Here is a 23,976-nt window from a genome sequence, read left to right as displayed (position 1 = left end):
ATCACTTCTTTCCGAATTCATTAAAACCCTAACTGCTCATGCACTTTTTTGAACGTCGCAATAAACTCACGTCTGAATTCCTCAACATCGACATCCAAGACTACATGCACATGTCCCTCTTCATTATAATGCGTAAGCGTACATCCTGATGCATCACCTTCCGTGACGACATTCACAGTTGCCCGTTTACCTGTAAACAGTTCTGGTCTCGTCAAATAAATAATGGTGCATAGATCGTGAATGGCAAATTCGTCCTCGGCAGTTGAAGGGCTGTCATAGTGGCTTAATAATTGGCTGACCATATCTCCCACCTTACCGTAGCCTTCTATTTCCTTTACATCGTTGTTTGAAATCCGGGTCTGCAACGTCACATCCAATCCGCACATGACGATTTTTACATTCTCATCAAACACAATCTTAGCCGCATGCGGATCCACAAACATATTAAATTCAGCTACCGGCGTCCTGTTGCCGCCTTTAACCGCTCCGCCCATAAGGACAATCTCTTTAATATTCGTTTTTACTTCAGGGTACATTTTCAAAAGCAATGCGATATTCGTAAGCGGCCCAATCGGCACAAGCGTGACCGGCTCGTTTGAATGAAGAATGGCATCCCGTAATTCCTCAACCGCATGTTTATTGGAAAGCAGCGTACTATTCTCATTAAATTCGAATTGATAGCTGCCTACTCCACTTTCCCCATGAACTTTTGCAGCAGATACTAATTTATTCAGCAACGGTTGATCCGCGCCTTTCGCAACCGGCGTATCTTTCCCCAAGAAATTCACCAAGTTTACTGCATTATTCGTCGTATTTTCAATGCCAACATTGCCACCAACTGTCGTGATTAATTTCACATCGAGTTCTTCAGCAAACAACGCTGCCGTAATGGCAATGACGTCATCAATTCCCGGATCTGTATCAATAATTATTGGTGTTTTCATAAAATCATTCCTCATTTCACTAATTATACGTCCTACCTATTATAAGAGACCGTTGTAAAAACATCACGGTTCTTTGCCTTTCAATCGTACCCCAAAATATCCCTTTAACTATATGTATAAAAAATATGAAGGGAAGCCAATCAAACATTGATTTGACTGGCTTCCCTTTTCCAATTATGCAATTGCTTGAATAGATTGCACGCATCTATTTTTGTACAACTTCCGCTTGGCGTGTCGCTAGCATCGGCTCCGCTGACTCCCCGTAACCGAGCAGCGTCAATACGGTTAGCAGTATTTTTTGTGGACCGAAATGGGCATTCGTCGGGTCGTAATATTCGTTAAGTGTATGAATGCCTCCTGAGTCTCCTCCGCCGCTAAGTGTAACGGCTGGAATGCCAAGATTAATCGGCACGTTGGAATCCGTACTCGATGCACCATCCAAAACCGGAACAAATCCGAGTGCTACGACAGCCGCCATCGATGCCTGCACAATATCCGCGTCAGTACTCTGGCTGCCTGCGGGTCGATCGCCAACTTGCTCAATGTCCACCGTCACTTCTTCCGACTTCCCTCTGAAAGTGTTCTCATCAACTGCCGCCTGCCGCAATATGCCAAGCACCTTCTCCTCGAGTTTCACCAATTCCTCTTCTGAATTGGAACGGAGATCGATGATCATCTTCGCCGACTCTGATATTGTGTTCACTGAAGTGCCGCCACTAATGACGCCGACATTATACGTCGTCTTCGGATCAGTTGGTGTCTCGAGAACAGAAATGGCCGCAATCGCCCTTCCAAGCGCGTGAATCGGATTCGCGGTCCCGAAGCTTCCAAAACTATGTCCCCCAGTACCCTTATACGTAACGGAAAACCGTTTACTCCCCGTTGCCAAATACGTAATCCTTTCATGAGCTCCAGGTTCAACGGAAATGAATCCATCGATATCATCACGCGTCTTGAATAAATGCTTCACCCCACGTAAATCGCCAAGCCCTTCCTCCCCGACTGTCGCTCCGACAATCAGATCACCTTTCGTCTCAACCCCTGCGTGATTCAATGCTCTAAGAATCGTTAGGACAACAGCCAACCCGCGACCGTCATCCGAAATCCCCGGCGCAAACACTTTTCCGTCAATCCATTTCGCTTGTACATCGGTCCCTGCAGGAAAAACGGTATCGAGATGCGCGCAAAGTACAAGCGAAGGACCGTTTCCTGTTCCTTTGCGAATGCCGAACACATTTCCGACTTCATCCACCTGAATATCCTGAATACCCAAATGCCGAAGTTTCTCCTTATACGCCTTCCCTCGCGCTCCTTCATCAAATGTAGGTGCTTCAATTCCTGTCAACTCGATTTGCTCATGCGTCGTCACATCATTATCGGATTCCAAAAACGTGAGCGCTTTTTTCACTTTTTCATCATTTGCAAGCGCCTTAACTGCCTCGGCGATTTCCGGCTTCAATGCATTCATAGCGACAAGTCCCCCACTTTTGATGTATTTAGATACTGATCAAAAAACTCCACTGTCTTTGTATGCATCGTTATATGATTTTCGATTTTTTCCGTTTGATGACCCTCGTCTTCGAAAATGAGCAACTCCACTTCACGGTTCAACGTCTGTAAATCGGCAACAAGCTGTTCCGCTTCGCTCACCGGTACGCGCGTATCATTCCTGCCATGGAAAACGAGCAACGGCGCTGTGATTTTATGTGTCAGATTCATAGGAGCCGTTTCATCGAAATAATCGCTGTATTTTTCAAGGGAACCATATTCATACTCTCGCAAATACCTTCTCCATTCCCCTGTATTCGTCAAGAACGTTTTCAAATTGGACATTCCGACGATATCGACGCCCGCCGCCCACAAATCCGGATAATGCGTCAACGCCGACAACACCATGAACCCTCCATAGCTTCTCCCTATAATGCCAATCTTGTCAGGCAACACTTGATGGGAGTCCGTCAGATCCTTCGCTAAACTAGCCAAATCCGCGACCGCGTCCAACCTTTTATCCGCGTCATCCAGTTTTAAATACTTCCTGCCGTACCCATTGCTCCCGCGGATATTCGGAACTGCCACCGCAAAACCTTTATAAACGAGATATTGCAAAACAGGATTATACTCCGCCTTCGACTGGCCTTCAGGGCCGCCATGCACGTAAATGACAGCAGGCTTCTGTCCCTCCTTGTCTTTGTTATAGAAGAAATAAGGAACTTCTAACCCATCAAAAGATGAATAGGAATGCAGTTCAGGTTCAATCCAATACTTGCCGACAGATTCTGATTCGCCAATGAACGTCAATCGCTCCGCTTTTTTCGATATCAAATCGTACTTCCAAATGTCCCCCGGGTTCGTCGGCGTTTTCAATGTGAATAAAAATGATTCATTCGATACCCAAGATAGAGATCCAATCACACCTTTCGGCAGCGAATCCATCAATTCATAGTTCTTTAATTTCGGGTAATAAACACCTAATCTAGTAATGCCGCCTTCATTCAATGTAAAAGAAAGCGATTCCCCATTCGGCGAAAGCGCAATTTCTTCCATATCCCATTTCTTCCAATGGAGAAGCTTTTCGAGACTACTCGGATTGTGCAATGAAAACCTGCATAAATGCAGCGTATCCTCGTTTGTATCGGTAAGGACAAACCCTTCACCATTCTTGACGATCGGGGAATGTATACGGGCAACTTCCCCTTCCACACCAAGACGAACCTTTTCCTTCGTTCGGATGTTCACGATAAAAATGGATCTGTCTATATTCGTTTCCATGACGCTAATAAAAATCGACTCATCATCCACCCAACCGAGCGGAACACAATTAATATCACTTGTAAAGACTTCCTCCACTTTCTTCGTGTCCACGTCGATAATAAATACATCAAAAGATCCGGGATGACGACGGTTGCTCGAGTAAGATAAATAACGCCCGTCCTTCGACCAGCCCCCAATATGATGGAAATGTTCGAGTGATTCCACAAACACTTCTGGATTGCTTCCATTCGCATCAACGAGATACAGTTGCTGCTTTTCATTCCCCTTGCTGTCTACTCCTACGACAGTCCGATCCCCCGTAGGCGAATGGTGTACACTCAAAACACGGTCATGCATTTCAATAAATTGAAACGGCTCACCATTTTCATCGAGCTTCCACACTTGCGGAATCCCCGTCAACTTCGTCAAAAAGGTAAACGTGCTCGTCCCCGGCACAACCTTCGCTTCATACGCAGAGTTCACTTTCAAGAAATCTAATAACACTTTTTCTTCATCGGTCATAAATAATCCCCCACTCTTGAAATAATTCGTATATTTCATACTAGTATACCATTTTCGATGCCACGTATATAAATGAGAAAAGAAGCCAATCAAATGTTGATTTGATCAGCTTCTTTATGGAGCGAACCCGTAAAAAATAAGGGTGAAAATAAATAATGACACAAAGCTTAACGTCATCAGTACAACCAATGAAACTATATATACACTAATCCTAACCCGAGTTTCTTTGAATTTTTTCATGGTCCATTTAAATAGCAAATATGCAAACATCAACATTGAAGGAACAATAAATAAAAGTGAGAACGCCCCAACCCAATTACTTAGGCTTTGGAAGCCGCCTTCTACAGGACCATCATATAAGTTATACTTAAATGAGATTCGATTGATTCCTACTAAAAATACGATGGATAGCAAAGCAAAATAGGCGATAATAATAAATCGAATTGCTTTCTTTTCTTTGTTTAGAACAGCATACATTGTGATTACAAAGAGAATCAAAACAATAATTTTAAACATAACTTCACTCCTCAGACTCAATCGATTTGCAATTCGTTCTTGCCAATACAGAATCTTCCATATTCTTTAATTTAATGATATCTCTTCCGACCTTATGTTTCAAATACCTCTTAAAGTACTGACAAAAAGCAGTTCCTTATAGGATAATGAAATTGACAATTGACAAATAAGAAGGAAGTGCTAAAACAATGGATTTTGAAACAGTGATGCAGGAGCTCGAGGCGCTCGGCAAGGAACGGATGAAAAAAATGTACATGTCGAATGGTGCACATGAGCCGGTTTTCGGTGTGGCGACAGGCGCGATGAAGCCAATGTCCAAGATAATTAAAATAAACCAAGCGTTAGCGGAAGAGCTTTATGCGACAGGGAACTATGATGCTATGTACTTCGCGGGCGTCATCGCGGATCCAAAAGCAATGAACGAGACGGATTTTGACCGTTGGATTGATTCTGCGTATTTTTATATGCTTTCCGATTACGTCGTGGCCGTCACGTTGGCAGAAGCGGATATCGCGCAAGAAGTTGCGGATAAGTGGATCGCGAACGGTGATGAACTCAAAATGTCGGCCGGTTGGAGCTGCTATTGCTGGCTTCTAGGAAATCGAAAAGACGTCGAGTTTTCCGAAAGCAAAATCGCAAGCATGCTTGAAACCGTCAAGAACACGATTCACAACGCGCCAGAGCGAACAAAATCCGCCATGAACAACTTCGTATACACAGTTGGATTTTCATACGTACCCCTACATGAAATGGCAGTCGAAACTGCGAAAGCAATGGGCCCAGTAGAAATGAAACGGGACAATAAAAAACCCGCCATCCTAAACGCATACGAAAACATCCAAAAAGAAATAGACAGAGGCAAAATCGGCTTCAAACGCAAATATGTAAGATGTTAATTAAGTCGGTACCTGTGCAAGGCATATTTATGACCATTCAACAAAAAATATGAATATACAGCGGAAAGCCGGTCATAATCTAATCTGACTGGCTTCACTTTTTTTCAGTATACAATTGTAGTGAATAAATTGAATTGTGTGCGGCACAGGCACCGTTTATTCGACTTTTTCCACCCACGCTTCTAGCAGCCCTTGCTCGCGTTCCCTCGAGATGCCCGCTTTCCATTCTGTATCTTTTGCTTTTACGCATTCATAAATATCAGAAACAGTCTCTTCAAGTGGTCTAAAGGACAGGCCAGTGTTGACAGCTTTCTCTATACTAATGAAGGAACTGCCTTTCCACGGTTCCGAGGCTCCTTCCAATGCAAATTGTTCTGGAATCCATAACGGCATTTCCGTCCAAGGCTGGACCTTGTTTTCAAGCATGAATTGTTCGTCCGCCCATACAAATTCCGCATCACTACCCGTGACAGCTTTGCATGTGTACAAGAACTCTGCCATCGTCAACTCATAACCAGGTCCCGTTACATTGAACGTACCCGCTTTTCTGTTTTCCGCCATATTGAGCGCCCATGCTGCTAGATCCTTGACGTCAATGAACTGTACCCGACGTTCTGGACGCCCCGGTACCAACACAGCCCCGCCTTGCGCTACACGATGAACCCAGTACGGAACCCGATCCGTATAATCAAACGACCCGACGAGCAATCCCGCTCTCACTTGCAGTACCCGGCCTTGCCAATACTTCTCCGCTTCTGCTTCACACGCCACTTTCATTCCACCGTAATACTCGTAAGGAGACACGGTCCCCTCCTCTATTTCTTTCAAAACATTTTCCGGCGGGATAGCATGTACATGATAATCCTCCGCAATATTAAGCGGAATCCAATCCGGATAAACGGAGATGCTTGAAATATAGGTTATATGCTCAATGTTATCTCCAAGCACAGCTGCGATTTTTTCAATTTGATACGGCGAAATCCCACATGTGTCTATGGCAACATCCCATTTCCGGTTTTCCATTTGCGACACATCGCCATTTCGATCGCCAATTAGCTGCTCCACTCCCGGAAACACTTCAGGATTTGTGCCACGATTAAACATAGTGACCTCATGCCCTCTTTTCAACGCTTCCTCTACTAAAGCTCTCCCTAAAAAACGCGTGCCCCCTAATATAAGAACCTTCATAGTTCTTCCCCCGTTCATGTAAATGAATTTCATTTTTAATTCGCCATAAAACAGACGAAACCCTCTTCGCATAACCCAACATCATATGAAATGACAGCTCACTTTATCCTTCATTCACTAGTCCGAAAGTCCTGTTTTGGTTAGAACTTCTCAGATTCAATAGATAACTTCTTGAATTCAATAGATAACTTCCCAGATTTGATAGATAACCTCGCATATTCAATAGATAATCATTTACACATTCAATCGTAAGATGATATCATTAATCGAACAAATCTAAATATTGAAAAGTAAAATTACAGGAGGAAACCATGGGTAGATTAATTCATTTCGAAATCCATGTAGATGACATGGAACGGGCAACAAAGTTTTACGGGGAAGTATTCGGTTGGTCATTCCAAGATTGGAGCGATTTTGCGGGAATGCCTTATTTCGGAGCAGTGACGGGCGAAGATAGTGAACCTGGCATAAATGGAGCTTTGATGCAACGGCAAGGTCCGCGTCCTGAAGTCGGACAAGCTGTAAACGGGTTTACGTGTACGATGAATGTAGTGAATTACGATGACACGCATGAGAAAATAATGGCGAATGGCGGCACAGTCGCATTGCCTAAACACGCCTTACCAGGCATGGCGTGGCAAGGCTATTATCTCGACACGGAAGGCAATGTTTTCGGCGTCCATCAACCTGATGAGAATGCGAAATAGAATCAAGTAGCAAGAGCTGTCCCAGTTTCTAGGACAGCTCTTTTTATTTAAACCCTTTGTCTTTCAATCGCGTCCAAAAGACCCTATCCCCATGCCACAATCCCGCATAAATCTCTCAAATCACTCATAAATCGGGGTTTCCACGCATAAACTCCGAAATCCATTCATAAATAAACGAACTTACGAATAAACTGTCACAAAACCGCATAAACGCCTCTACTCACGCATAAAAGCAACTTCTAACTTTTCACAAGCATTCTCAACCCTAAAAATAACGCCCATGCATTATTGTTCTCATCAAAAAAGAACCGTATTGGCTTTTCTATCGGCAGCATAACGAGAGTTCTTTCATCACTCGCTCGCAGTTTGTAAGTCTTATCCGATATAGTTGCCATAATCGTTTCATCTACCTGGGTAATTTTTACTTCTGTCCCCTCTCCAGACCGATACGTTCCGACTAAGCGCTGGAGCTGTTCTGAATTCACTTCAAAGTGAGGCTCTGTACTCCTCTTTTCGTCAATCGCCAGACCAAGAACGGTATTGATCGCTGCAAGCCAAATGGCATTTGCACTTACGTCACTCAAATTAGTTAAAACAGCTGCAACAATTCCTCGTTCAGGAATAAAACCGAAATTCGACGATACCCCCGGTTGTCCCCCGCCGTGCTCGACTAATGTAACGCCAGAATAGTTAGGCGTCGTTTGAAGACCGAATCCGTAATAGCTATTTCCGCCAATATAATGGATGGCTTCAGTCATATTTGCAATCGAAGCACGACCGATAACTTCCTCTTCAAGTGCATCGCCAAAAACATTTCCATACTTAAGCAAATCCGACACGGACGACCGAATGCCGCCGCCAACAGCATAGTTTCCTAATGTTGGCCATTCACATATTGTTGGTGTACCTTTTTCTAATACATAAGGTTTCGTTACATTATCTAAGCTTTGTAATTCATGTAAATGATAAGTCGTTCGAGTCATCTCCAATGGTGCTATTATCAGTTTATGAATGTAATCCTTATAGTTTTCACCCGTCACTTGTTCAATAATAGCGCCCAATAATAAAAACAGATCATTGTTATAACAAATATAGTCCCCTGGCTTCCCTAAGATTGTTCGCTCGATTTCGTTTATATAGCGAAGATGCTCTTCAAATCCGTTCAATTCTTCCTTTCTCTCCATTGTAGCAATTCCGCTCGTATGAGAAAGAAGATGGTGAATCTTGATTACGTCCATATTGTCGTACCCAATTAATCGGAAACGTGGAAGATACTTCGTAACTGGATCGTCTATTTTCAACTTTCCTTCTTCTGCTAGCTTCATGATCGCAAGTGAGATAAATGATTTTGTGACGGAGGCGATACCAAAAATGGTGTCAGGAGTGACCGGCTCATTCGTTTCCAAATCCTTCGTTCCAAACCCTTTTTGGTATATCGTTTTCCCGTTCTCGGAAATCGCTACTGCAACTCCAGGTATGTGCTCTGCTTTCATCATTTCTTCGACGAACACTTCAAATTCTCTCCATCGACTCAATTGTATCGTCCCCCTTCGTGAAATAATTCCCACTCTTTTCATCAATTCTATCATCACTTTTGCGAATTTGTAACAAGATTGAAAAGGAAGTATCTACACCTTCTCTACTGTCTGTGAATCTACTATGATATAGTTGATACGAATATTCTTTTTTATCAAAATTCAAAACCACTCGGGGGAAATACTATGAAAAAGACAGTAAGAAAGACTTTTATATATATATTCATCATATCGTTGGCTGCTAGCTTGTTCATAGCAGGCCTAGTTTCGGCTCAAGCGGCAGTCACTTCATTCAAAGATGTGCCGAAAAGCTCCGACCACCATGATGCAATTTTGAACTTGGCCGAAAGGGGAATCATCCAAGGATATGACGATGGCACGTTCCAGCCAGACGCAACATTGACACGTGCGCATGCTTCGAAAATCTTAGCGTTATCTCTCAAACTTGATACGAGAAACGTGAAAGATCCGGGCTTCAAAGATTTGAATAAAAACCAGTGGTACTACGGATATGTCGCTGCACTTGCGAATGCAGGACACATCTCAGGTTTCGAAGACGGCACTTTCCGTCCGAACGCACCGATGACACGTGCACACGCCTCGAAAATTATTGACTTGAGCTATAAACTTCCGCTCGAAGCGAAATCGGAAAACCCGTTCAAGGACGTCAGCAATTCCGCATGGTACGCAAAGCATATCCGAACGCTCGTTGAAAACAAAGTGACGAAAGGAAAAACGACAATCACATTCGAACCGAATGCAAATGTCACACGCGCACAAATGGCGTCATTTGTCGTACGCTCAGAAGACTTAGTGAAAGCCGCCAACATCGCTGAAGAAACAAAAGCAAAGATTCAAGCCATCGTCCTTGAAAATAGCGTCATCGAAAAAGACGGGAAAAAAGTATCGCAAGCCTCATACGATCAAAAAACCGATACACTAACGATGACTGCCTTTAATCGTGTCGAAGGATTAAAAGCAATCCAAGGCCTCGGCTTCTTTTCTGACAAGCTCCTTGCCCTCGGCGTTTCTCACATACGCATCGCGGACGGCCCTCTCATCAATGTCGTCGACAATCGTACAGCCGCCAAACAACAGCTCCAAGAATTAATGACAGATATGCTGAAAGCACCGAAAGACAAAACAAACGGAGACTTGGTGGCGAATAATATTAAAGTGACACTCTTCGGTCAAAGTGAAGGCATTCAGTATTGGGAGTATTTTAATGTGAATTTGCGAGTGTTTACAAGGGAGAATTAGATAATTCAACCCCACAGAATCTACTGTGGGGTTTGCTTTTCTTCTATTCTAGCGAATGTGAAATCCCTATGCACAGGCACTAAATTAGAATAGTGAATTGAGTGTTTGTTTGAATGCTTCCAACGTCCGATCCACTTCTTTTTCTCCATGGACAGTTGCTAAACTGTAACGGTTTAAAGGTTTATTATAAATACCGCGCGCTAGCAAATGATAATCGATGTCTTTCCTCATTCCAAATTCGGATTCTTGCAAGTCCCGATAACTTTGAATTTTTTCTTTTTCTGTAATGATGTAATTGAAAATGGAGCCCAAGCCTATTGTTTGAACATTGATTCCTTTTTGATGGAACAATTCGCGAATTCCTGACTTCAATTGATGAGCCGTTTCAAAAACATTATCGATTTCTTGCTCCAGCACTTCAATTGTCGCTAATCCGGCGGCAAGGATCGTCGGATGCCCGTTGTACGTTCCGCTGTGGAATAGTACATCCTTTGCACCTGAACGTTTGCTTTGACTATTATCAAATACATCCGAAGCTGCGGTCGGTGCGCTGATGTCCATGATCTCCTTACTGCCCCCTACGATGCCTACCGGGAATCCGCCCCCGACGACTTTCCCCAATGCTGTAATATCAGGTGTCACTCCGTACACTTTTTGCGCTCCCCCTAAACCAAGGCGGAAGCCCGTCTTCACTTCATCGAAAATGAGCAGGATCCCTAACTTTTTCGTCACTGCCCGTAGGCCTTCCATGAATTCCTGTTCCGCCGGTATGAATCCTCCTTGAACAGGCTCGAGAATGACAGCTGCAATTTCATCTTTATGCTTCGTTAAAATTTCGGACGTTGCTTCTAAATCATTAAAAGGCAAAATGATAGTATTTTCTATGTTGTATGGTTCAACGCCTTTTGATTCCACGATCGAGTTTGGATTTTTTGCAGGACCGGCCTCATTCAATGACGGATTCACACTGAGAAGCACTTGATTATAGCCACCGTGGTAATGGCCCTCAAATTTTGCAATCTTATATTTTTCTGTGTATGCGTAAGCCATTCTTATCGATAGCAATGTCGCTTCTGTACCGGAATTCGTATAACGCAATCTTTCCATTCCAGGATAAAGTTCTTGAATTTTCTTTCCCATTTCGATTTCTAAATGGTGTGGCGTTCCAAATAGCAGCGTTCCTTCTTCTTCCATTTGATTCCGAATGGCTTCCATCACTTTAGGATGGCCATGTCCGGTCATCAATGCTCCATAAGAAAGAAGGTAATCGACATATTCATTCCCATCCAAGTCTGTCAAATAAGCACCTTTTCCCTTTTTCATAATTACCGGATAAGGTTCAAAGAACTTGATGTTAGCCGTTACTCCTCCCGGCATGACGTTCCGGGACATCTTTGAAAACTCAAGCGAAGCTGGTGTTTTTTTACGATACTCTTCAATCCCCGATACTACTCTACTTTGCGTCATTCCTTCCACCCCTCATGAATTTTTTATTTCATTTTCAAACTATATGAAATATTTATTTCAAGTATACATCGGTGGTTTAGTAGAGTAAATAAGGAAAACATCTAATTATGAAATAATTATTGCATTTTCCCTTATATTCAAATAGTATTGGTACCAAAAGCAAAAGGATTGGATTTTATGAATCAAAGAAATGTTTTTCAACATATTGCTGAAAACATGAACGAACTGAGTAAATCGCATAAGAAAATTGCCAACTATCTTTTGAAGAACTCCAACATTGTACCGTTCTTCAAGGTAGCTACATTAGCGAAAAAAGCGGATGTAAGTGAAGCAACTGTTGTCAGATTCGCAACAACCCTTGGATACTCCGGCTATCCAGAAATGCAACAGCAAATGCAGAACTCCATTCAAGAGCAGCTAACGACAATGGAACGGTTGAAAATGTCTTCACATGTCTATGATGACAAAGAAAAAGCAATCTATGACATATTCAATGATGATATAAGTAATATTAAATCAACGATGGAAAACCTGGACATCAAAGCTTTTCATCGAGCTGCTCAGCTACTATTAAACGCGAAGAAAATCTACATTTCCGCGAACAGGAGTACAGCATCACTAGGTATCTTTCTTCACTACTATTTAAACATCATACTTGAAAATTCCGAACTACTCGGTTCTTTTGAAGTGATACCTGAGCAACTTTACTCACTGACCAAAGACGATGTTGTCATTGGAATAAGCTTTGCCCGCTATTCGAGCAGTACAATTGACACCGTAGCCTTTGCGAAGGATTTGGGAGCGAGCACGATCTCCATTACGGATAATCTACTGTCTCCCCTCTTCCAATATTCAGACGTTACATTGACCGCTTCCAGCGATATGCCGTCATTCATCGACTCCTTCACTGCCCCTTTGAGTGTAATAAACGCCCTTATCGTTTATTTAGGGAAAGAACGCGAAAAGGAAGTCGAAATTCGCCTCACGAAAATGGAAGAGATATGGGGCAAATTCGGCAGCTTCTATAAAAGAGAAACTTGATTAAAGCGTTGCATGAATTAAGACGAAATCATGAAAGTACTACAAAAAGTCAGCCACCTCGGCTGACTTTTCATTTTAAACCTAAAAACATTGCAAAACATTTCACTTTTTTCTAGCAGCTAGACATCCAATCTACCTTTTATCCATTGTATACTAGTGATAAGTATCACCGATGGAGGGAGCGAATCTTTTGTTATCTGAAATGGCATCTTTATTCCCATCTTTTGAAATTCTATCGTCTCGACCTTCTTTAACTCAACAGCATGAATACCTTTTTCATCATCCACAGGAAAACTGCTGGATACGCATTTTGAAATCGGACGTTTCGACGCGTGACTATACGATGTTGGCTTCCTTTTTCACGGAAGTACCATATACTCCTTCCCCATCTACTCCAACAACGGAAAGATGGATTCGTTTTTTGCAGGGGACAGGCAATTCGCCTATCGGCAATAAAACAGAAATCCGGGCCATTCATCTGATGCTCCGAAATGTTGATGTTGAGGAGCTGGAGGATGCAGTAAATGCATTTTTTGACGGCAGCATGCAATTTGTATACATATCAGCAGACCAAGCGGTTTTGATCGAACAGAAATCGACTTATATACAAACCACCGAAGATTTGGCTTCGTTTGTAAGCGCGCTAGAAGCCGATTTCTTTATTAAAACTAAACTATACATCGGGAAGTTCCATACGGCTGATGATTGTTATCATACGAAATTTGCAAAGGAAGCAGAATGGTTTTTACAAGGCATCTCTTTACTGCCAAAGAATAGGATTTTTACGATGGAGCTCCTTTTTCCCTCTTTCTTTATTCACCAAGCATCACAGGAGATGAACGAGATGTTGCAAAGAGAAATTCTTGAACCAATCGGATATGACGACAGTATGCTTGAAACAGTCAGGTCGTTTTTTGAAAACGGATTCAACGCCTCTGTCACTTCTGAAAAATTGCATATTCACCGAAATACGTTGAATTATAGGCTTGCCAAATTTCAAGAAACGACAGGCATATCTGTCCGTAGTTTCGACGGTGCACTCGTGGCGTATTGCGCCAGCTTGCTTGCTTCTCGGTAAGAAGACAGTTTGCACAATACATTGCCGATCTTTTTTGTGCAACGTGTCCATACCGCCCTTTCGGCTGCATTGCTATCCTTAATGTATGAACTGACTAAAGGGGTGGCTTGAATGGAAGAGTTAGTATTGGATCGTATTTATAAAAAGTACGGGGATGAAGCCGTTGCTGTATCGGATTTTAATTTGCGCGTCGAGGAAAAGGAATTCATTGTCCTCGTCGGCCCTTCCGGCTGCGGTAAGTCCACTACGCTACGGATGATTGCTGGGCTTGAGGAGATAACTGATGGTGAGCTGCGAATTGAGGGCAAACTGATGAATGATGTTGCTCCAAAGGATCGCGATATCGCAATGGTATTTCAAAATTATGCGTTATATCCACATATGACTGTTTACGATAATATGGCATTTGGATTGAAGCTTCGGAAATTCTCGAAAGCTGAAATCGATGAGCGGGTCAGAAAGGCGGCAGACATTCTCGGACTCGATGAATATTTGACGCGTAAACCTAAAGCTTTGTCTGGGGGACAAAGACAGCGGGTTGCTCTCGGTCGGGCGATCGTACGGGACGCTAAATTGTTTTTGATGGACGAGCCTCTATCAAATCTTGATGCTAAGTTGCGAGTCCAAATGCGAGCGGAAATTTCGAAATTACATCAGCGTTTAGGCACGACAACCGTTTACGTAACACATGATCAGACGGAAGCAATGACGATGGCAACTCGTCTTGTCGTTATGAAAGATGGATTGATTCAACAAATCGGGACGCCAAAAGAAGTATACGAAAATCCACAAAACGTCTTCGTGGGTGGATTTATCGGGTCTCCGGCCATGAACTTCTTTACGGGTAAAATCCAGGATGAGCATTTTGCCATTGGACCTGTTTCACTCAAAATACCAGAAAAATCCTATCAACTATTGGAGAAGCAGGGATTCGTTGGTGAAGAAGTGATACTTGGCGTCAGACCAGAGCATATCCATTATACGAGTGATGGTACTGAGAATTCGTCCGACTCCCTTGTGCAAGTACAAGTCGATGTTGCCGAATTGACCGGTGCTGAAATGATGGTGTATTCCTCTATTGAAGGACAATCATTCATCGCTCGACTGAATGCGGATGCGGACGTCCAGCCTCGACAACAATTACAGTTAGTCTTTGACATGGAAAAAGCCCATTTCTTTGATAAATCTACGGAAATGCGCATTACAGAAGAAGTATGATTATACGAGCCTTTGCCCTTCAGACGAGCAAAGGCTTTTTCATTCCCATAACCGCGAACATAAAAAAGGTGCAGGATATTAACATATCCTACACTCTTTTTAGGCAAGTAAGAATGGGCAGGGATATCCTCAGCCTGATTGAAAACGCTTGTCAAGGAAGGCAACCTAAGAGCGCCACTTCCTAAAGGTGCCTTAATTTCTGCAAAGAGCGCAGAAATTAAGGCAAATCGAACCTTACGCCGTTCGATTGGCAACGGTTGCATGACTCGCCTCCTGCGAGCCCGCGCGAAGTCGAGCTAAGACGCGAATAGGACTAAAGTTCATGAGCGGACGAGCGAGTAGGGAAGGCATCCTAAGGACGCCGCGTCCTGCGGCAACGGATGCATGACCTACTTCCTGTAGGACTCAACAACGGATGCGAGCGTTTGTCAACAGGCTGAGGTGCAGGACATGATCATATCCTACACCTCATTCATTAAACAGTATATTGGATTAATCTCTTCCAGAGAATCCTTCCTTCGGGCTCCGAAGCGGAAAAAGGCACCCCATAAGCCCGTATCCCCTTTCAGAAGGCTCGGCTCAATTCGCTGCTCTTTGCCTTTGAATAAAGGATGTTGTAAATAATCGGCGAGTTCTTTTTTCACAGCTTCGACGAGTCGCGGATGGTTATTGAACACACCGCCGCCTAATACGATGGCGTGTGGATCGAGTAGGAGAAGTGTGTGATGCACTTCCCTCGCCAAAGCCCGAACCGCTTCATTGAGAATAAAGACCGCTTGATCGTCATTTGCATAATAGCGGTCCATTACTTCGTGCAGCGATATTTCAGGATCAGCGAAGGCTGTTCTCCCCTTCGCCTCCATTGCCGGTCCCGACACTTGCGTCTCCAATCTCGCCATGCGATCATTCACAATGCCAAACCCTATTTCACCAGCCATTCCCGCTCCTCGCACGAACTGACCGCCAATTATACTGCAGCAGGAAATGCCCGTGCTCAATGTGACGTAAACGAGCGACTCTTCTGCAAACCCTCTCTGTTTGTATTCTCCCCACGCAGCCATATACACATCGTTGTCCACTTTGATGTCTGCCGCTGTGTAAATGCCAGACAACCGTTCCTTTATCGGAAAGTCCCGCCACGGTAAATTGTTTTGGAATACCGCGACGCCTTTATCCACATCCACGATACCGGGTAGTCCAATTGAAATGCCCTTTATAGCCATCCGTTCTAATCCAGCTTCAGTGCACAGTTCATCACACGCATTCGAAAACAAGCGATAAAGCAATTCCCCGTCTTCCGTTTCACTCTTCTTCACAGTGGAGCTGACCATTACCCCATCCGCACTGAAAAGCGCCACCGCCAACTTCGTCCCTCCGATATCCGCCGCGAGTATATATTCCATTCGAAACACTTACGCCAATTTGACGACCTGCGTAAGATTTCGCGGTTGGTCGGGGTTGAATCCAAGACGGACAGCACGCTCATATGCCAGGAATTGAAGGAGCGGAACGTATAGGGAGTAACGATTGCGGTCGGTAATTTCATCAGTCAGTCGAATGAGTTGATTCGCTTCAAAATCTTCATTTGTTGGTCCGATGACGAGTACATACCCCCCAAGACGCTGTATATCTTTCACAAGACTTTGGTCAAAAGCAGCCGTCTCCTTTTGTGCAAGAAGAATGACAACAGTCGATTCGTCTACAATCGAAATGGGACCGTGCCTGAATTCAAGGCTGGAATAGCTTTCGCATTCTGTTTGCGTCATTTCTTTCAGCTTCAATGTAGCCTCTTTCGCCAATCCGTTATATTGACCCGATCCAAGATAAATGAATCGTTTTTTCGTCAAATCTTCCGCAATCTTCTTCGTCCGGTCCTCTGACGAAATCAATCCATTCACAAGATCCGGAATGAGTGCAAGCTCTTTCAAGTCTTGCTGTGCCCCCACCCATTTCACTGCGTACAGTTGCAAAGCATACATCATATTCGAAAAAGATTGCGTCATGACTACACTTTTCTCCGAGATATGATCAAGAGCAATCACTTCATCAGCCATCTCAGCCATTGCCGTATCGCCATTGCAAGTGATCGCCAATGTACGGATTTGCTCATTCTCCTTCAAGTTGTCCAATGCCATAATGATTTCCGATGTCGTCCCTGAACGTGAAATAGCGACTACTAAATACTTCTTCCCCGGTATAATCCACGAAGAAGCATGAAGAAAGAGCTCGGAAGCCGGTACAGCTGCAGCTAACACATCTGTTACGTTTTGATAGTATCGCGCAGCTGATGAGGCCAAGTAAAATGACGTGCCGCATCCCGTGAAGATGACTTGGTCGACTTCATTCGTATTAAAAGCTTCCTTCTCTAAAAGCTCATAAGTCTTGTGCAACTGTTCCGCCTGGTTTTTGATTTCATTATACGTATGCATCATAATCTCCTCCTCAATTCAATTCAATTCAATTCATGAATCTCAATCAATTTCAACAAATCCTCTACTTCATTCCAATCACTGTAGCCGATCTCCGGATGTGCCGCATTGACAGAACCGCATGCAATCGCACGCTTATATGCTTTCACATCATCTTCAGAAGAGGAAAACCCGTACAGCAATCCGCCGATGAATGCATCCCCGCTCCCGACAGGGTTTTTGAGGTCAATAAGTGGCGCTTCCGCTTGGAAAGAACCTGATTGATTACAAAACAAAGCGCCCTTTCCTCCCAACGTAAGACAAACATGCCCAATCCCTTGGTCTATAAGGCGGCAACCTTCTTTACGCATCCTCTCCATCGTCAAGGACTCTGCTCCGACCATGTCAGCAAATTCCCGCTCGTTCGGCTTGATTGCAAACGGTTTTGCTTCAATGCCATACCGCAATGCCATTCCACTCGTATCGAGTACCGCCTTCGCTCCATTCGCATTAATAATATCGATCATTTGCGCGTAAGTATCATCCGGCAACCCTTTCGGCAAGCTGCCGCTCAACGCAAACCATTTCGTCTTCTTCGATTTCTCGCGTAACCAGTCAAGCATCGCCTTCCATTCATCCTCGGAAATAACCGGGCCGCTTTCCAGTAGCTCTGTGCCTTTCCCTGTCGATGTTTCCATAACAGTCAAGCATACCCGGCTTTCACCAGCTATCGGTATGAACTGTTCAGGGATCCCTTTTTCTTTCACGAGGCGACGGATTTTTTCACCATTGTTGCCGCCTAAAAAACCACCGACATCTACCTTGGCCCCTAATGAAATAAGAACTTTGGCGACGTTCAGGCCTTTTCCACCAGCATCATGGTGCATATCCGAAATCCGATTGACTCCGCCTACCGCCAAACAATCAAGCCGATAAATCTGATCAATTGCAGCGTTCAATGTGATCGTTGTAATCATCGTTGCAGCATCTCAATCTTCTTTTTCACTAAGTCGATGAGTGCCTCTCTCGCCGGAAGGAAATATTTCCTTGGATCATTTTCGTTTGGGTTATCAATGAAATAGGAACGCAATTCATCAGCAAATAAGTCCTTCAATTCTGTCGAGAAATTCACTTTGGCTACGCCATAATTCAATGCCTTACGTACGCTTTCCTCACTGACGCCTGACGCACCATGCATCACTAGAGGAATGGATGTCTCATCTTGAATCTTACGAAGCAGATCGAATTGCAAATCCGGTTCTTGCTTATAATTTCCGTGGGCAGTTCCGAAAGCAGGGGCTAATGAGTCGATACCCGTTTCTCGTACGAACTCCCCCGCAAGTGTTGGATCGGTGAATGCTGCCATGCTTTCATCGACAATGAGGTCATCTTCCACACCGCCAATCGTTCCAAGTTCCGCTTCTACCGGTATCCCGATCGGTTTCGCAGCATCCACAACGCGTTTGACGAGCATCACATTCTCCTCAAACGGAAGAGTGGAACCGTCTATCATGACGGACGTATAACCTGCCCGCAAACATTCCATCACGACATTGAAAGATTCCCCATGGTCCAAATGCAATGCGACCGGAACTTTCGCTTGTTCAGCGGCCGCTTTTGCCATCGCAATCATATAAGGCATTCCGACATATTTATATGTACTAGATGTAGTTTGTAAAATGACCGGAGCTCCGACCGATTCAGCTCCTGCAATGATTGACTTGATGATTTCCAAATTATGTGCACCAAACGCCCCAATTGCGTAATGGTTGTCTCGAGCATCCTTCAGCATCTCTTTTGTAGTAACTAATGGCATTTACATAACCTCCTATATGATAGGGTTGTTGGTACAACCAACGAAAAGCGGAAGGCGCTTGCTCAGATGCGACAGGCATAAGGCAAAGATGCGGCGTGGCGCTTTTTGCGCTGCTCCTAACGCTACGCTTTTGCTTTGACTTATGACCCGAGCAAGTCGAACTGCGCAGGGTTCGATTTGCCGTATTTCTGCGGTATTTGCAGAAATTAAGACATCTTCCTAGCGCCTGTAGCTGGACAATAATAGTAAGCGAAGCACATAAAAAAGCTATGTACTTACACCAAATCAGTATAAAATCTGCAGCGATCGCCACGTACGATTGATATGCAAAATTCCACCGGACGATTGTTCGTATCAAAAGCCGTGCGTTCCAATAGCAAAGCAGGCTTTCCTACTTCCGTCTTCAAATGGACGCTTTCTTCTTCCCGAATCAAAACAGGTTCAAAAGCCTCTTTTGCACGTATGACGGAAACTCCATAACGGTTAGCCAGCAAGTCGTACAATGATGACGTTGCCACGTCAAACAAATCATCCTTGTTTTGTACGATTGACTTGGGCATGTAAGAGGATTCCAATATGATCGGCTCTCCATCTGCACAACGGATACGTTTCATCTTGATCACTTTTTCTTCGCGTTCAAGCTGCAATCCTTTCCGCACAGCCGAGGAAGGACTCACTTCTTCAACTTCCAGTACAATATCCGAAGGTTTGAATCCCTTATCTCTTAGTACTTGGCTAAAACTATAAAATCCTCCAAGCGATTGTTCAAACTTCGGATGCGAAACGAAAGTCCCTTTTCCTTGAATCCGATAAAGCATGTCCTCTTGCACCATTTCTTCAATGGCCTTTTTTACTGTATTTCGACTAACATTGAATGCAGCCATCAACTGGTTTTCCGAGTCTATTTTATCACCAGGATTCCATTCGCCAGATTTGATGCGCTCCTCTAAACGTTGCTTAACTTGATAATATAATGGAATAATGCTTGCTTGATCTAATGGTTTCATCTAGATTCATCCTTTTAAATAGTTCTTCAAGTTCCAATATATCATCACTTCAGCAAATTTCACATCAAATCATATAATCTCTTAAAATTGGAGTTAGCGGATGCATAGGCAATCGTCCCGTTACAGATTGTCATTTCGATATGGTCCGTATCGTCTAGAATGACGATATCAGCATCTTTTCCTACTGCAATGGACCCCTTCCGGGAATCGATGCCTAACCGTTTTGCCTGATTGAACGAAGTAACGTATGTCTGCTCAAGCAATGACAAGCCACCCCACTTCGCCATGTTTTTTCTCGCTTCATTCATCGTCACGATGCTGCCTGCTAAGGAAGCCCCTTGTTCTAACGTACATTTTCCATCTTGCACAATGACATTGTTGCCTCCTAAATCATAAACCCCATCAGGCATTCCTTTTGCCCGGATGCCATCTGTTATGACAAGCGTCCGTTCGATTCCCTTCTGCCTCAATATAAGTTTCAGCAAATCAGGATGAAAATGATGTCCGTCCGGAATCACTTCGACAAAAACTTCGTCAGCGAGCAGTACTGCTCCTACCACTCCAGGTTCGCGATGATGAAGCCCTCTCATTCCATTGAATAAATGGGTCGCATGTGTTACACCTCGTCGCACATTTTCCAACGTTTCGGCATATGTCGCATTTGAATGTCCAATCGAAGCGATGATCCCTTCTTCAACTACCCTTTCAACAAAGGAATGATCGCCCATCTCAGGCGCAAAGGTGACAATTTTGATAGCCCCTCCCGATAACCGTTGCCACTCGTTAAACAATTCAATATCTGGGCGTAAAATATACTGCTCCGGCTGAGCCCCTTTTTGCGCCGGATGAATAAAAGGCCCTTCCAAATGGATGCCGATCATTTCAGGAACGCCTTGCATATTTTGCTCACGGTACGTTTTTATAGCAGACATCGCTTCATCGATCCGATTGACTGGGTTTGTCATCGTTGTTGCGAGGAAGGAAGTCGTCCCTTCCTTTGCAAGTTTTTTTGCAATGCCTTTTAACGCCTCAACCGAAGCATCCATCACGTCAAAACCGTCCGCACCATGAACATGAATATCAATCATGCCGGGGATGATCCGTTTCCTTGATTGGCAATCAAATTGCAAATCAAAATCAGGTATGGGCGGGCAATCCGCCATATGTCCAATAGAACAAACTGTACCATCCTTCAAATATAAATAACCGTCTTCTAGTATCGATCGTTCCAATACGATTGTTGCGTTCAGCAGCCAAATTGGTTTCATGATCATGACATCCTTTCCAAGTCTACTGGTCTTCCGCCTGCAATGTGCCGTCCATCTTCCCTTTTATACGAAATATTGCAGAGGACATCCACGACAGGAACAGAACGGTTAAACTGATTCCGAAAAAAGGCAGAAGTCCGGGAATAAATAGAAAGAGACGATACAGCCCATAAAGACCAATAACCGACAAAAGCGCTTGAAGCGGAAACGATATGCTTAGCAAAATGGAGGTCGAAAAGTATCGGGTGAAGGGAAGCTCATAATGGGCGAAAACAGGAAATATATTCATTAACAGTACCGCATATAACAACAGAACCATACTGAGTAATGCAAGCATAACCAATCCATGCATTCCACCGATTGTTGACACGATTCGGAAATTCAGCACTAAAAAGTAGCCGAGAACAATCAAGACGATGCCTATTTTGTTCGACGTAATAAATTCTTTCTTATACGTCTGCCAAAAACTACGTACTAATGTTTTCAAATCATCCTCGCCTTGCAGTCTTTTTCGCATGACATGAAACATCCCGACTGTAGCTGGAGTGACTCCAAAAACGATGGCTCCAAGCAAGGTCAATCCAATCCAAAGCAGCTGGACGACCGCCAACATCATTACCAATTCCGCAAACCAATATAATTTTCCTCTCCACCCTGTCAGTCCCACTGAAACCATCTCCCATAAATGCTAAAGCTCATACGGAGGATAACCTCCGTATAAGCTTCCGATCACTTTTCTTTGTCCATGCGCTCGTATGCTTGTTGCGCAATTTCCAAATAATCTTGTAGTCCCATTTTTTCAAGATTTTTCGTGTACTCTTCCCATTTGTTGAAATCCATCTTTCCTGTAATGAAAGCTGCCGTCGATTCATTCACATATGTTTGGATATCCGTCATGATGGCGCTCACTTTATCATTTTCTTCAACTGTATAATTCAGCCCAGGTAAAATGTTTTCGTCTTTAATACGGTAAGGCTTGACCTTCTCGGCATTCAACATTGAATTTTCCTTCGACTCGGCACCTTGGAAAAATTTCTGTCTAACAATTCCTGGGTAGTATCCGCCCGGCCATGTCAAATATTCGCTGATCGCCTGGTCCATATTCAAGCCGTCGGAGTTATTCGTAATTGTTTCAAGGTATTTGAAATTCCCTTGGTCATCTTCTTCATACGTTATGCCTTCAAAGCCCATGAAGAACATTTTCGTCCCTTCTTCTCCATAGAAATAGTCCATCCAACGAACCATCGCTTCCGGATTCTTCGCTTTATCCGTTATGACGAACATCCCCAAATTTCCGAGTCCGTTCGAAACCGTATTGTAAGCTCGCTCTCCATGTGGTCCTTCGAGGACAGGCAATCCGACATATCCGTCAAGCTTCACCAATTCAGCCGGGTCGATCGCGTCTAACACTCCATAATTCCCTTTCGAGATTTCGGCAGTGAAGTCTTGCGGAGCGACTGTAAACACGTCTTGGTTAATTAACCCTTCCGAATATAATTTATGCATATACATGAGCATTTCCTTATATTCATCAGTAGAAGGAACAAAACGGAACGTATCAGTCCCTTCCTCAAAGTCTAGGTTTATGTTCATAGAGCCTTGTTTGTTTAATCCGAAGCTTCCACGAAGATAGGAGAGCATAGGATTAATGCCATACACACTTCCCCATCCTTGCTCATCCGCCTGTCCGTTGCCATTCAGATCGTTCTCCTTGAATGCTTTCAACATTTGGTAGAACTCTTCCGTCGTTTCCGGTTCCTTCATGCCTAATTTATCGAGCCACTCTTTTTTGACCCAAGGCGCCCCTGCTCGAAGTGCTTCAAATTGCGGGTCATAAATTGTCGGGAATCCATAAATATTTCCGTCCGCCATCGTAACCCCTTGCTTTACCGATGGATTTTCATCAAGAAGCTTCTTGAAATTAGGAGCATATTTGTCGATATAGTCATTCAGTGGTAAAAAGATTCCTTGTTGCCCGTACTTCAACAAATCCGTTTTCGAGAAAGCCGAAGCAAAGTAGATTTCTGGATAATCTCCACTCGTCAATGACAAGTTTCTCTTTTCAGCCAACGCTTCCGTTTGGACAGTCGTCCAATCGACTTCGATGTTCGTCATTTTCTCATATTCGTCCCAAAGCATAAGATCATTCCAATCTTGCGAAGCAAAAAACTTTGCTGCAAAGCCATCCACTTGGATTTTCTCCTTCACGATCGGCATGCCCGTCTCGTTTACATTCTCCAAGTCCCCTTTTTCGGAAGCTCCGTCCGTTTTGGAACAAGCTCCTAAAATTCCAGCTGACAGCAGTAGACTTGCTGCCATACCCGCAAAATATTTTCTCCTCAAACCAAACTCCC

General features: G+C 43.8%; 21 protein-coding genes. 6 read left to right on the top strand and 15 right to left on the bottom strand.

Annotated features, from left to right (window positions below; translation table 11 throughout):
- Nucleotides 1–20 precede the first annotated feature (20 nt).
- The 4 genes from AC0L13_RS03545 to AC0L13_RS03530 all read right to left on the bottom strand — a co-directional run bounded on the left by AC0L13_RS03545 (nucleotide 21) and on the right by AC0L13_RS03530 (nucleotide 4,733).
- A complete protein-coding gene (locus AC0L13_RS03545; protein ID WP_473644032.1) occupies nucleotides 21–944 on the bottom strand; it encodes a nucleoside hydrolase in 924 nt (307 codons plus the stop codon).
- A 205-nt stretch (nucleotides 945–1,149) separates the two neighbouring features.
- Nucleotides 1,150–2,412, bottom strand: coding sequence for a M20/M25/M40 family metallo-hydrolase (locus AC0L13_RS03540; RefSeq protein WP_473644031.1), 1,263 nt, complete (start codon nucleotides 2,410–2,412; stop codon nucleotides 1,150–1,152).
- Nucleotides 2,409–4,217, bottom strand: coding sequence for a S9 family peptidase (locus tag AC0L13_RS03535; RefSeq protein ID WP_473644029.1), 1,809 nt, complete (start codon nucleotides 4,215–4,217; stop codon nucleotides 2,409–2,411). The genes AC0L13_RS03540 and AC0L13_RS03535 overlap by 4 nt, the downstream gene beginning before the upstream one ends.
- Before the next feature lie 114 nt (nucleotides 4,218–4,331).
- A complete protein-coding gene (locus AC0L13_RS03530) occupies nucleotides 4,332–4,733 on the bottom strand; it encodes a hypothetical protein (RefSeq protein WP_473644027.1) in 402 nt (133 codons plus the stop codon).
- A gap of 188 nt (nucleotides 4,734–4,921) precedes the next feature.
- Between AC0L13_RS03530 and AC0L13_RS03525 the strand changes: the two genes are divergently transcribed.
- Nucleotides 4,922–5,629 (top strand): DNA alkylation repair protein, encoded by a 708-nt coding sequence (locus AC0L13_RS03525; protein ID WP_473644025.1) that lies wholly within the window; start codon nucleotides 4,922–4,924, stop codon nucleotides 5,627–5,629.
- Nucleotides 5,630–5,785: 156 nt separating this feature from the next.
- Here AC0L13_RS03525 and AC0L13_RS03520 read toward each other — a convergent pair whose 3' ends face one another.
- Entirely contained in the window at nucleotides 5,786–6,817 is a 1,032-nt protein-coding gene (locus AC0L13_RS03520) for an SDR family oxidoreductase (RefSeq protein ID WP_473644023.1), read from the bottom strand.
- Nucleotides 6,818–7,128: 311 nt separating this feature from the next.
- Here AC0L13_RS03520 and AC0L13_RS03515 point away from each other — a divergent pair, with 311 nt between their 5' ends.
- Complete coding sequence (locus AC0L13_RS03515; RefSeq protein ID WP_473644021.1) at nucleotides 7,129–7,524, top strand: VOC family protein; 396 nt, start codon at nucleotides 7,129–7,131, stop codon at nucleotides 7,522–7,524.
- A gap of 239 nt (nucleotides 7,525–7,763) precedes the next feature.
- Here AC0L13_RS03515 and AC0L13_RS03510 read toward each other — a convergent pair whose 3' ends face one another.
- On the bottom strand, nucleotides 7,764–9,059 hold the full coding sequence (locus AC0L13_RS03510; RefSeq protein WP_473644019.1) for a serine hydrolase domain-containing protein: 1,296 nt from the start codon (nucleotides 9,057–9,059) through the stop codon (nucleotides 7,764–7,766).
- Nucleotides 9,060–9,245: 186 nt separating this feature from the next.
- On the opposite strand from AC0L13_RS03510, the gene AC0L13_RS03505 reads away from it, so the two are divergent.
- Entirely contained in the window at nucleotides 9,246–10,319 is a 1,074-nt protein-coding gene (locus AC0L13_RS03505; protein ID WP_473644017.1) for an S-layer homology domain-containing protein, read from the top strand.
- Nucleotides 10,320–10,403: 84 nt separating this feature from the next.
- On the opposite strand, the gene AC0L13_RS03500 is transcribed toward AC0L13_RS03505, so the two are convergent.
- Nucleotides 10,404–11,786: an aspartate aminotransferase family protein gene (locus AC0L13_RS03500; protein ID WP_473644015.1), complete on the bottom strand. Its 1,383-nt coding sequence runs from the start codon at nucleotides 11,784–11,786 to the stop codon at nucleotides 10,404–10,406.
- Between the two features lie 177 nt (nucleotides 11,787–11,963).
- Here AC0L13_RS03500 and AC0L13_RS03495 point away from each other — a divergent pair, with 177 nt between their 5' ends.
- The 3 genes from AC0L13_RS03495 to AC0L13_RS03485 all read left to right on the top strand — a co-directional run bounded on the left by AC0L13_RS03495 (nucleotide 11,964) and on the right by AC0L13_RS03485 (nucleotide 15,123).
- Nucleotides 11,964–12,827 (top strand): MurR/RpiR family transcriptional regulator, encoded by an 864-nt coding sequence (locus AC0L13_RS03495; protein WP_473644013.1) that lies wholly within the window; start codon nucleotides 11,964–11,966, stop codon nucleotides 12,825–12,827.
- Nucleotides 12,828–13,017: 190 nt separating this feature from the next.
- On the top strand, nucleotides 13,018–13,905 hold the full coding sequence (locus tag AC0L13_RS03490; RefSeq protein ID WP_473644011.1) for a PucR family transcriptional regulator: 888 nt from the start codon (nucleotides 13,018–13,020) through the stop codon (nucleotides 13,903–13,905).
- A 111-nt stretch (nucleotides 13,906–14,016) separates the two neighbouring features.
- The gene (locus AC0L13_RS03485) at nucleotides 14,017–15,123 is read left to right on the top strand and encodes an ABC transporter ATP-binding protein (RefSeq protein WP_473644009.1); all 1,107 of its coding nucleotides are present in this window, start codon (nucleotides 14,017–14,019) and stop codon (nucleotides 15,121–15,123) included.
- Nucleotides 15,124–15,584: 461 nt separating this feature from the next.
- Here the strand turns inward: AC0L13_RS03485 and AC0L13_RS03480 are convergent, their stop codons facing one another.
- From AC0L13_RS03480 to AC0L13_RS03445, 8 genes are all read right to left on the bottom strand, one after another.
- Nucleotides 15,585–16,526 (bottom strand): ROK family protein, encoded by a 942-nt coding sequence (locus AC0L13_RS03480; protein WP_473644007.1) that lies wholly within the window; start codon nucleotides 16,524–16,526, stop codon nucleotides 15,585–15,587.
- 9 nt (nucleotides 16,527–16,535) lie between these two features.
- Nucleotides 16,536–17,555 (bottom strand): SIS domain-containing protein, encoded by a 1,020-nt coding sequence (locus AC0L13_RS03475; RefSeq protein ID WP_473644005.1) that lies wholly within the window; start codon nucleotides 17,553–17,555, stop codon nucleotides 16,536–16,538.
- 20 nt (nucleotides 17,556–17,575) lie between these two features.
- Complete coding sequence (gene pfkB, locus AC0L13_RS03470; RefSeq protein WP_473644003.1) at nucleotides 17,576–18,508, bottom strand: 1-phosphofructokinase; 933 nt, start codon at nucleotides 18,506–18,508, stop codon at nucleotides 17,576–17,578.
- On the bottom strand, nucleotides 18,505–19,347 hold the full coding sequence (locus AC0L13_RS03465; protein WP_473644000.1) for a class II fructose-bisphosphate aldolase: 843 nt from the start codon (nucleotides 19,345–19,347) through the stop codon (nucleotides 18,505–18,507). The genes pfkB and AC0L13_RS03465 overlap by 4 nt, the downstream gene beginning before the upstream one ends.
- Before the next feature lie 275 nt (nucleotides 19,348–19,622).
- Nucleotides 19,623–20,354, bottom strand: coding sequence for a GntR family transcriptional regulator (locus AC0L13_RS03460; protein ID WP_473643997.1), 732 nt, complete (start codon nucleotides 20,352–20,354; stop codon nucleotides 19,623–19,625).
- Between the two features lie 59 nt (nucleotides 20,355–20,413).
- Nucleotides 20,414–21,622, bottom strand: a complete 1,209-nt coding sequence (gene nagA, locus AC0L13_RS03455; protein ID WP_473643995.1) for an N-acetylglucosamine-6-phosphate deacetylase — start codon at nucleotides 21,620–21,622, stop codon at nucleotides 20,414–20,416.
- A 22-nt stretch (nucleotides 21,623–21,644) separates the two neighbouring features.
- Nucleotides 21,645–22,289, bottom strand: coding sequence for a YesL family protein (locus AC0L13_RS03450; RefSeq protein ID WP_473643993.1), 645 nt, complete (start codon nucleotides 22,287–22,289; stop codon nucleotides 21,645–21,647).
- A 62-nt stretch (nucleotides 22,290–22,351) separates the two neighbouring features.
- The gene (locus tag AC0L13_RS03445) at nucleotides 22,352–23,965 is read right to left on the bottom strand and encodes an extracellular solute-binding protein (RefSeq protein ID WP_473643991.1); all 1,614 of its coding nucleotides are present in this window, start codon (nucleotides 23,963–23,965) and stop codon (nucleotides 22,352–22,354) included.
- Nucleotides 23,966–23,976 lie beyond the last annotated feature (11 nt).

This window comes from Sporosarcina sp. QA0331, from assembly GCF_055808055.1.
Note: the sequence above shows the minus strand (reverse complement) of the source record. Positions and strands in the feature narration are given on the sequence as shown.

What these genes read in the sequence shown, in the direction of transcription:
- AC0L13_RS03540 (WP_473644031.1), bottom strand. Translation starts at nt 2,412, where the DNA reads ATGAATGCATTGAAGCCGGAAATCGCCGAGGCAGTTAAGGCGCTTGCA.
- AC0L13_RS03460 (WP_473643997.1), bottom strand. Translation starts at nt 20,354, where the DNA reads ATGAAACCATTAGATCAAGCAAGCATTATTCCATTATATTATCAAGTT.
- AC0L13_RS03480 (WP_473644007.1), bottom strand. Translation starts at nt 16,526, where the DNA reads ATGGAATATATACTCGCGGCGGATATCGGAGGGACGAAGTTGGCGGTG.
- pfkB (WP_473644003.1), bottom strand. Translation starts at nt 18,508, where the DNA reads ATGATTACAACGATCACATTGAACGCTGCAATTGATCAGATTTATCGG.
- AC0L13_RS03485 (WP_473644009.1), top strand. Translation starts at nt 14,017, where the DNA reads ATGGAAGAGTTAGTATTGGATCGTATTTATAAAAAGTACGGGGATGAA.
- AC0L13_RS03465 (WP_473644000.1), bottom strand. Translation starts at nt 19,347, where the DNA reads ATGCCATTAGTTACTACAAAAGAGATGCTGAAGGATGCTCGAGACAAC.
- AC0L13_RS03500 (WP_473644015.1), bottom strand. Translation starts at nt 11,786, where the DNA reads ATGACGCAAAGTAGAGTAGTATCGGGGATTGAAGAGTATCGTAAAAAA.
- AC0L13_RS03520 (WP_473644023.1), bottom strand. Translation starts at nt 6,817, where the DNA reads ATGAAGGTTCTTATATTAGGGGGCACGCGTTTTTTAGGGAGAGCTTTA.
- AC0L13_RS03545 (WP_473644032.1), bottom strand. Translation starts at nt 944, where the DNA reads ATGAAAACACCAATAATTATTGATACAGATCCGGGAATTGATGACGTC.
- nagA (WP_473643995.1), bottom strand. Translation starts at nt 21,622, where the DNA reads ATGAAACCAATTTGGCTGCTGAACGCAACAATCGTATTGGAACGATCG.
- AC0L13_RS03535 (WP_473644029.1), bottom strand. Translation starts at nt 4,217, where the DNA reads ATGACCGATGAAGAAAAAGTGTTATTAGATTTCTTGAAAGTGAACTCT.
- AC0L13_RS03495 (WP_473644013.1), top strand. Translation starts at nt 11,964, where the DNA reads ATGAATCAAAGAAATGTTTTTCAACATATTGCTGAAAACATGAACGAA.
- AC0L13_RS03530 (WP_473644027.1), bottom strand. Translation starts at nt 4,733, where the DNA reads ATGTTTAAAATTATTGTTTTGATTCTCTTTGTAATCACAATGTATGCT.
- AC0L13_RS03525 (WP_473644025.1), top strand. Translation starts at nt 4,922, where the DNA reads ATGGATTTTGAAACAGTGATGCAGGAGCTCGAGGCGCTCGGCAAGGAA.
- AC0L13_RS03475 (WP_473644005.1), bottom strand. Translation starts at nt 17,555, where the DNA reads ATGATGCATACGTATAATGAAATCAAAAACCAGGCGGAACAGTTGCAC.
- AC0L13_RS03505 (WP_473644017.1), top strand. Translation starts at nt 9,246, where the DNA reads ATGAAAAAGACAGTAAGAAAGACTTTTATATATATATTCATCATATCG.
- AC0L13_RS03515 (WP_473644021.1), top strand. Translation starts at nt 7,129, where the DNA reads ATGGGTAGATTAATTCATTTCGAAATCCATGTAGATGACATGGAACGG.